The following is an 8,863-nucleotide window of genomic DNA, read 5'->3' as shown; positions in this document are numbered from 1 at the left end:
GCCGATGATACTGCATAACGTCATGTGGGAAAGTAGGCCGCTGTCAACGATTGCTTCAAAGCCCCTTGCTGCTATTAGCGCAAGGGGCTTTGTCTTTTATCCCCCCCTCTTGCTCCTTCCTTCCGCCCATCCCCTTCCTTCCAACTCCCCCTTTGCTCTTTGGAGTTTTTCCTCGCTTTCTCCTGGTTGCGTCCAGAGCCCGTCAGCCGCATTTACGCAAACCCGACTTTTTGGGCCTGACTGCGTCAAAATTGGTTTTTTAATGCTCACGTACTTGAGTACGCTGCGCTTAAAAAACTAATTTTTCCTTGTCAGTCCGCAAAAATGCGTATTTTGCAAATTCGCCCAACACCAGCACGTCGCCTCCGCTCACGCTCCGGCGAGTCTAAGGAAGGCAACTCCACAACCATTTCACGTCATTCCCGTTGAAAGGCAGGGTGTCCTGTGCCGCGTGCGGTGTAATTTCATTGCAACTTTGCGCATTCAAAAGGTGATGCAACGTGACTCCGCAACCTTTCTTTAATTATTGCCTGCAAAAGACATATGATGTTAACGACTTGCCATTGGCTTCTAGCTGTGCGGCTTTCGCTTCGAGGTGACTAGGGGATTAAGCAATACGTCTTGCTTGTAATGATGCCCGCAGCAAAGCTAAGTATGTTGAGAGACAACAATTATTGTGGCGAGACAGCTTGAGCCAACGACCAGTTTTAACAGTATAATTGTTATCAGGATAGTCGGCTGAAACGGACTTTATCCAAAGCAAATGCGCCATCTGGCATTTACGCGGCGCGGAGGGAGATCGCCTGACCGAGCGTAGCGAGGGAAGGAAGCTCCCGGAGCTACAGCCGCGTTGCCCTCGCCACACAGAGGTTATTGAAGATCTCTCTTAGGGGGTGCTTCGGGGGGGATGCAAGGGGGGCCGAGAAGGGGGCGTAGCCCCATAACAGGCCCCGCCTTGCTGCGCGCCGCACAGGCGTCCCAAACTCCGCCGGGCGGCGGAAGATAGCGCCCGAAGGGCAGCAAAAGACTCAAACTCTACGATGAGCAGAAATTGCTCTGCACCCGCGTCCCAAACTTCGCGGATGGCGGAATACAGTGACCGAAGGGCAGCAAAATCTTAAGGTTCACCTCAACTGAGAGGCGAATCGCACGCCGATGTGGTGAGAGCGCGCTCGTGGATCCGGAATACAGTGCCCGAAAAGGGCAAAAAATAGAACTAAGTCGAGCCAAGCAAATCGCTCTTGGCATCATTGCCACGACAGACACGACTATCACTAAAGACTATCTACCACCCATCTAAACCCCAATTAAAATCTGGCCCTGCGTAAGCGCACATTTACCTCCGTAACCTTGTCGTCAAAAGTCGCGTAATGCGGCTGTAACAATGGGCCCAATTCCCTCTTTCTTTTTGGTAATTGTCTTTTCAAATTATCTCTGACGAATCTGATTCGCCGTCAAAATCAATTATTTCTGTAACAGACCCGCCATAGTATCGGCTTAGTGATGTTTGTGACTACGAGTCTGAGGGCCGTGCCTGCCGGAAATTAATGCCTCGGCCACCACGCGCAAGCAGACCGCAGCCCAACCATCGCAGCAATTTATGTGGAGGGGGTCATGCCCGATTCTTCCGCGCAGGATTTATTTGTAGAAACTTTTTGCGATCTGCCGCTGCATCCTGCAAGTTTGGCAGATTCGCACCCACATCCATGCCGCGCTACGTCCATGGTTCCGCCGCCCGCATCAACTTCACTGAATGTTGCAACTGCCGATGATGATCAGCGTCGTCAGGCCTTGCTGGATGTGCTCCAGAATCAGACCATCACCAGCGTGCTCCAGCCCATTGTTTCTCTTCGCGATGGCGCTGTTTTTGGTTATGAAGCGCTTGGCCGCGGCCCTGCCGGAACTCCGCTTGAAGGTCCAGAGGCCCTTATTCAGTGCGCGCTGGAAAATGGGCGCATGCTGGAGCTTGAGCATCTCTTCCGGCGTAGCGCCCTGCGCGCCGCCCGCCAGATGCCAACGGGCATCCGCCTGTTTCTTAATGTAAATCCCAACATTATTCAGGATTCCCATTTTGGCATGGGCTTCACCAAGGAATACCTGACCCGCTTTGCCATCAGCGCCGAAGATATTGTTTTTGAAATCACCGAGCGCGAATCGGTTGTGAACCTGCGCGGCTTCAAGCAGATTATCGAGCATTACAAAGGCCAGAATTACCAGATCAGCATCGACGATGCGGGCGCAGGCTATTCCGGCCTCAACCTTATATCTGACGTGCAGCCGCATTTCATCAAGCTCGATATGCAGCTCATACGTGGGGTGGATAAAGACCTCACCCGGCAGGCGCTCATCAAGAGCATGCAGGAATTTGCGGCGCTCACCAATACGCGCATCATTGCCGAGGGCATAGAAACCGAAGAAGAGCTGGCAACCCTCATCAGTTTTGATGTGCCCTACGGACAGGGCTATTTTCTCCGCAGGCCAGATCCCACGCCAAGAGCCGTAGACCCGCTGGCCCTTCAGGTCATTCACCGCGAAAACAAGATTAAAAACAGATTTTTTGGCGCGCGCGTCCACAAGTTTCATGTGCGCCATATTTGCCGCGCAGGCACCGTTGTGCCGCCGCACATGCCCATACGTAGCGTGGTAGATTTGTTCGAAAAAAACAGCAAACTCAACGGGCTGTGCGTGGTTATGGGTGATTTGCCCGTGGGGGCGCTCACACGCAACCGCCTGTACGAGCAACTAAGCGGCAGATTCGGTTTTTCCCTTTTTGCCGACAAAGCTGTGGAAGCGGTCATGGACCGCTCCTTTTTGTGTGTGGACCACCAATGCACCATTGATCTGGTAGCGCGTCAGGCCATGCGCCGTGATGACGCCAAACTCTATGATTTTGTCACCGTAACCCGCGAGGGTCGTTATCAGGGTGTGGTAACAGTCAAGGAACTGCTCGAAAAGAGCATCGAACTGGAAGTCGCCAACGCGCGCCAGCTCAATCCTCTTTCAGAACTGCCCGGCAACGCGCTCATAGATATAGAGCTGGAGCGGCTTGTGCGCCTTGGTTTGCCGCGTATTGTTCTCTACTTCGATATCGACAACTTCAAGGCTTACAACGACAAATACGGCTTTAAAAATGGCGACAGGGCGCTCAAGCGCCTCTCGTCCATCATCAAGGAAAGCGCGAGCGAGGATGATTTTGTAGGCCACATCGGCGGCGATGACTTTATCGCCGTAACAGATGCCCTTACGGCCCCTGATGTGTGCGAAACCATCATCTCTGCTTTTAACGACAGCGTGCCTGCCTTTTACAGCGCCGATGACGTCCAGCGCGGTTACATCGAGGGCAAAAGCCGCAGCAATATTGAAGAGCGCTTCCCGCTCATGTCCCTGACGATTGTAGGCGTTAATGCCAGCAACTTTCAGAGCAGTTTTGATCTGGCGCGCGCCGCCGCCACGCTGAAAAAGCAGTGCAAACGCATCAGCGGCAGTAATTACCAGCTTGAAGCGTAACGATTATTGCTGCCCCCAAGGCGGCACAAGCAAACTACGGGAGTACTCATGAAGCTGACCACGAAACTGGTTCTTTCGTTCAGCAGCATCATTTTTCTTATGCTGGCGCTGTTCGGCGTGTACTACGTCAATACCGATCGTATTGATCACGCCGTCAGCCATATGGATCAGCAGTATGTGCCGTCGCTTGTGGCGGTGCAGACCATGACGTCGTTGCTGTATTCGGCCCGTTCCGATCTGGCGGCGCTTACTCCGCATACGGATAAAGTCACCATCGCCGAGTACCGCGACCGCATCAAGCGTGCCCTCAAGCAGTTTGCACATCATGCCGAGGCCTATCAGGCATTGATTGAGGTCCGTAAGCAGGCTGGTGAGCCGGTGGATGATGAACTGTGGGGCAATATCATGGCCCAGTTGCATGCGGAGGAAGCCACCCGCGAAGAAATTATCCGTCTGGCGGGCGAGGGCGATACGGATGGCTCCATTGCGCTGTTCACCCGTAGCAGAGCTGACTTCATCCGACTTGCGCGCTATTTTGACCAGCTTGTGCAGCACGATGTGCAGCGCAGTCAGGAGGCAGCGGCAGGTGCGCAGGAAATTGCGCGGCAGTCGCGCTTGGCCGGGGCCGTGCTCGCCATCGTGGGAATATTGTTCAGCATTGCGGTTACAGCGGGCATCACGCTTGCCATCAAGCGCCAGCTCGGCAAAGACCCGGCGCAGTTGCAGCTCATAGCGGGCCGCGTGGCTGAAGGGGATTATGACCTTGAGCACTCTGGCCGCCAACAGGGGGTGTACGCCTCGCTGGTGCTTATGGTTCAGGCTTTGAAGGTGCATATAGAAAGTGCGCGCAGTGAATCGGAAAAGGCGCGGGAAGAATCCGCCAGGGCCAATGCCGCCCTGCAACAGGCTGAGGCGGCGGAGCGCGATGCCCGTGCAAAAACAGAAGCCATGCAGCAGGTGGCAGAGGCGCTGGAAGAAGTGACCCATGTTGTGGCCACTGCCTCCGGTCAGGTTGGCGAAACCATCCGGCAGGCAGAAGAAAGCGCCGACAGCACGGCTCAAAGGCTCACGGAAGCCGCCACTGGCATGGAGCAGATGAACGCCACCGTGGGCGAGGTGGCGCAGAATGCCACCGTTGCCTCTGACTCCTCGGCAGAAACCCGCCAAAAAGCAGAGGACGGGGCCAGGGTGGTTCGCCACGCTCTGGAGAGTATTGAAACCGTACGCTCCACCTCCTTGCGCCTCAAGGATGATATGGAGCAGCTTGGCGGGCATGCGCATGCGATTACCCGTATCATGAACGTTATTTCGGATATTGCGGATCAGACCAATCTGCTTGCCCTTAATGCCGCCATTGAGGCCGCACGGGCAGGGGATGCCGGGCGCGGTTTTGCCGTGGTGGCGGACGAAGTGCGCAAACTGGCGGAAAAAACAATGGCTTCCACCCACGATGTGGATACTGCCATCAAGGCCATTCAGCAAAGCGTGGCCCACAGCGCTGCCTCGGTGGAGGAGGCTGTAAAGGGAATTTCGCTGGCAACCGAAGCTGCCCAGCAGTCAGGCCAGGCGCTGGAAGGCATTGTGGGAACTGTGGAAGAAACCGCCAATCAGGTCAGCGCAATTGCCACCGCCAGCGAGCAGCAGGCTGTGGCCACTGACCAGATCAACCGCACCATTGGTGATGTTACCAGCCTTTCGCGGCAAACTGCTGTTGCCATGAGCGCGGCCTCGCGTGCCGTGGCGGGGCTTTCTGCCCAAGCCCAAAATCTTGAAGGCCTCATTGAGCAGATGCAGAACTGCTAAGGCAGAAATCCCTGCCGCAAAAAAGAAGCCCCTTCAATGAAGGGGCTTCTTGCGTTTATAATGGGTCACGCTCAGGCGCCGCAGCAGGGGCGGGCCTGCTCGCAAGGCGCTATTTATTCACGTAGGCCTTGCCCAGTTCCAGCGCCTTGAGGTTGGATTCCTGCAATTTCGCGGGCAGGAATTTTTTGATGGCGGCTTCCAGCGCGTCCACGCCAAAGGGCAGCACGCCAGAAGAACAGACCACGCTCAGGAGCACTGTGTTGCCGCTCTGCACGGAACCTGCCTTTATGCCAAGCTCGCGGCAGGGCACAAAGTGGCACTGCCCCGCAACCTGACGGGCCTTTTCCATAATGTGCGGCATGTCGGGGTACACTGCCTTGCCCAGCGAAACGCTGAGGGGCGGCAATGCATCGCTGCTGGAAAAGATTGCGCCGCCGGGCTGCAAATAGGGCAGGGCGCGCAGGGTTTCCAGGGGTTCAAAGCCAAGCAGCACATCGGCTTCGCCGTAATCCAGCTTGGGGGAACGCCAGCCGCCAAGCAGCATGACAGATTCCACCACGCCGCCGCGCTGGGCCATGCCGTGCACTTCGCCAGCCACCACATCCAGTCCGGCTTCCAGAGCCGTACGGGCCAGCAGGGTTGTGGCCGTCAGGGTTCCCTGACCGCCCACGCCGGTAAAGAATATACGCATCCGCTTCTGCATTTCTTGTGTCTTCATAATATCTCCCTACCGCTTCCGCGCCTTGAAGGCCGTGGGGGCAACCTGCAAACAGACCATGCAGCCCGTGCAGAGCGTGGCGTCCACAGCAAGATTGTCGCCCTCGCGGTAAAAGGCGGGGCAGGCCAGCTGCTCAAGGCAGCGCATGGCTTCCGGTCCCTGCTGGGCCACTTCGGCCACCTGGGGTTGGGCCTTTTTGAGCTGACGGCGGGCATACAGCACGCAAGGCTCTTCGGTAATCAGCACGCGCACACCGCTCTGGGCTTTCATTTCTTCCAGCGCCTTGGTGACGGCCTTGACGTTGAAGGAGCGCACCTTGGTGCACTGGGTAACGCCCATGGCGCGCACAATGGCTTCAATATCCATGTGCTGGCTCATGGAGCCGAGCATCTCCTGCACCATGCCGGGGTTGGGCTGGTGCCCGGTCATGGCCGTGGTGCCGTTGTCCAGAACGACCAGAATAACGTCATGCTGGTTGAAAACCGCGTTGGCGAGGCCCGTCATGCCGGAGTGGAAGAACGTGGAATCGCCGATAAAGGCCACCACGGGCTTTTCCGATGCGCGGGCAAAGCCGCTGCCTGCGGAGATGGAAGACCCCATGCACACCAGAAAATCCGCAGCGCGCAGGGGCGGCAACAGACCCAGGGTGTAACAGCCGATGTCGCTGGAGTAGAAGGCATCGTCGCCAAAAACCTGCCGCGCGGCGTAGTAAACGGCGCGGTGCGAGCAACCGGCGCAGAGGTTCGGCGGGCGGCCCGGCAGTTCCATGTCTACACTGCGCACGGGCTTGGCCGGGCAGGGCGTGTCGAGCCAGGAGGAAAGGCGGCGCATGACAAGGGTGGTGGAATATTCACCCTGACCGGTGAGGCCGGAATCCTTGCCTTCAATGCGCACGTGGATTTCCTGCTTCTGCACCAGGGCGCGGATGTCCTGCTCCAGCAGGTCTACGCCTTCCTCGAGCACCAGCACACGGTCGCAGCCGCGCAGAAATTCTGTGATCATGGCAGTGGGCAGGGGCCAGGTCATGCCAAGCTCAAGCACGCGCACTCGGTCTTCCCAGCCGCCAGCAGAAAGGGCGTCGGCCAGATAGTTGCGGGCCACGCCGCTGGTGATGATGCCGAGACGCGTGGGCGTATGGGGTTCATGCACCGTGTTGAAGCGGCTGGATTCCGCAAACTGGCGGGCTTTTTCAATGATGCCGTCCAGCACCTGATGGCGCTTGCGGGCCACAGCGGGAACCGGCACAAACCGGCCCGGATCACGCTTGAATTCAACCTTTGGCTGGGTGGCGGGCAGATCGTCAAAATCCACAGCACCGCGCATGTGGCTGATGCGGGTGGTGGTGCGCAGCATCACGGGTTGTTGCAGCTCGCGGGCAAGGCGAAAGGCCTCGCGGGTCATGTCCTTGGCTTCCTGCGCGGAGGCAGGCTCAAAACAGGGCAGCAGGGCAAAGCGCGCATAGGTGCGGTTGTCCTGCTCGTTCTGGCTAGAGTGACAGCCTGGGTCGTCAGCCGTCAGCAAGACCATGCCGCCGGGCAGGCCCGTGTAAACGGAGGTGAACAGCGGGTCGGCGGCCACGTTGACGCCCACGTGCTTCATGGTCACGAGGCTCATGGCGCCGCCAAGGGCGGCACCGGCGGCCACTTCCATAGCCACCTTCTCGTTGACGGAATATTCCAGCCGGTAGCGGCCCTCGCCGCCAAGGCGGTGGAACGTGTCCGGCACTTCCGAAGACGGAGTGCCAGGGTAACAACTGACCATATGCACACCCGCTTCAAGCGCGCCGCGCACAATGGCTTCGTTTCCCAACAGCAGGTGCCGCTCGCCGCGAGCGCCCTGCAACAGCGGATGATTGCTCATGTTCCCTCCAGGCCCAGACATATCGCCTGAACCGCAACTGGATGCAAAATGGCGCGGCCCATGCGGCCCCGCCTACAATGACGCAAGCCCGCGCTGTTTGCACATGCGCGGGCTTGCGAAGAGATATTTACTGGGCTTTGCCGGAAGATTTTTCCCCAGCACCGTCTGGCGCTGCCGGGGCCGCAGCCTGGGCGGCTTCTTCTTCAACAATCTTGGGGGCCAGCGTGGTTGCGCGAGCGCGGAAATATTCGCTGTTGAGGCCCTGCGCCTCGCGCGAGAGGGCAAGATAGATGCGGGCGGCCTGTTCGGTCTGCCCTGCGGCAACAGCGGCTTCGGCCATCATCTGCTTGAGCTGGGGAGCGGTAACTTCGCCCGGCAGCGCGGCTTGCAGCTTTTGCAGCTGAGCAAGGGCATCGGCGTATTTTCCGGCCTTGAGCATGGCTCCGGCCTCGTTCATGCCGGCAACCAGCGCAAGGGGGCCGTCGCTTGCCTTGGCGGCCTTGGCAAAGGCATCCGCGGCGGTGGCGTTGTCGCCGTTGCTCATGGCGCTTTGGCCCAAGGCCAGATAGGCGGAAAACCGTACGTCCGAGGGGGCTTTTTCCGCCAGGGCGGCAAGTTCCTTGACCTGCGCGGGGCCGCTGGTTTGCAGCACAATGCGCGCAAGCGACTGCCGCGCCTCATCGTTTTTGGATGTGCTGTACCAGCGCCAGATGCCGGTACCCGCCAGAACCAGCACAAACAGCACCACAATGCTGGCTATGGTGCCAGCGTGGCGCAGCATGAACTGGAGCATGGGGGCGCTTTCGGAGCTGACTTCTGCCTGAAGGTCGCGCAACAGGGGGGAATCCTCTGCGCCTTGATTCTTTTGCGGATTCATGTATCAAAACTCCTTAGGGAGGCGGAACCGCCGTAGTTTTTCCGCGCGTTTGCCCTGCGCGTTCCATGATCGGCGGAGCTGGACGGAAGCTTTTTTCT

5 protein-coding genes are annotated in these 8,863 nt (G+C 58.1%); 2 read left to right on the top strand and 3 right to left on the bottom strand.

All coding sequences use genetic code 11. The features are described from left to right. The first annotated feature begins 1,614 nt into the window (after positions 1-1,614). Together NE637_RS10530 and NE637_RS10525 are read left to right on the top strand one after the other, a co-directional pair. Positions 1,615-3,507, top strand: a complete 1,893-nt coding sequence (locus tag NE637_RS10530; protein WP_192113812.1) for a bifunctional diguanylate cyclase/phosphodiesterase — start codon at positions 1,615-1,617, stop codon at positions 3,505-3,507. A 48-nt stretch (positions 3,508-3,555) separates the two neighbouring features. Next, complete coding sequence (locus tag NE637_RS10525; protein ID WP_227119403.1) at positions 3,556-5,310, top strand: methyl-accepting chemotaxis protein; 1,755 nt, start codon at positions 3,556-3,558, stop codon at positions 5,308-5,310. A 109-nt stretch (positions 5,311-5,419) separates the two neighbouring features. Here NE637_RS10525 and NE637_RS10520 read toward each other — a convergent pair whose 3' ends face one another. From NE637_RS10520 to NE637_RS10510, 3 genes are all read right to left on the bottom strand, one after another. After that, the gene (locus tag NE637_RS10520; RefSeq protein WP_192113814.1) at positions 5,420-6,028 is read right to left on the bottom strand and encodes an indolepyruvate oxidoreductase subunit beta; all 609 of its coding nucleotides are present in this window, start codon (positions 6,026-6,028) and stop codon (positions 5,420-5,422) included. Positions 6,029-6,037: 9 nt separating this feature from the next. Further along, the gene (gene iorA / locus NE637_RS10515) at positions 6,038-7,888 is read right to left on the bottom strand and encodes an indolepyruvate ferredoxin oxidoreductase subunit alpha (protein WP_192113815.1); all 1,851 of its coding nucleotides are present in this window, start codon (positions 7,886-7,888) and stop codon (positions 6,038-6,040) included. Positions 7,889-8,015: 127 nt separating this feature from the next. Then, a complete protein-coding gene (locus tag NE637_RS10510; RefSeq protein WP_227119402.1) occupies positions 8,016-8,765 on the bottom strand; it encodes a tetratricopeptide repeat protein in 750 nt (249 codons plus the stop codon). Positions 8,766-8,863 lie beyond the last annotated feature (98 nt).

The sequence above is a fragment of the Desulfovibrio desulfuricans genome (assembly GCF_024460775.1).
GTDB lineage: Bacteria > Desulfobacterota > Desulfovibrionia > Desulfovibrionales > Desulfovibrionaceae > Desulfovibrio > Desulfovibrio desulfuricans_E.
The sequence above is the reverse complement of the archived record's forward strand: the minus strand, read 5'-3'. Positions and strand labels throughout refer to the sequence as shown.

What these genes read in the sequence shown, in the direction of transcription:
- iorA (WP_192113815.1), bottom strand. Translation starts at nt 7,888, where the DNA reads ATGAGCAATCATCCGCTGTTGCAGGGCGCTCGCGGCGAGCGGCACCTG.
- NE637_RS10510 (WP_227119402.1), bottom strand. Translation starts at nt 8,765, where the DNA reads ATGAATCCGCAAAAGAATCAAGGCGCAGAGGATTCCCCCCTGTTGCGC.
- NE637_RS10530 (WP_192113812.1), top strand. Translation starts at nt 1,615, where the DNA reads ATGCCCGATTCTTCCGCGCAGGATTTATTTGTAGAAACTTTTTGCGAT.
- NE637_RS10520 (WP_192113814.1), bottom strand. Translation starts at nt 6,028, where the DNA reads ATGAAGACACAAGAAATGCAGAAGCGGATGCGTATATTCTTTACCGGC.
- NE637_RS10525 (WP_227119403.1), top strand. Translation starts at nt 3,556, where the DNA reads ATGAAGCTGACCACGAAACTGGTTCTTTCGTTCAGCAGCATCATTTTT.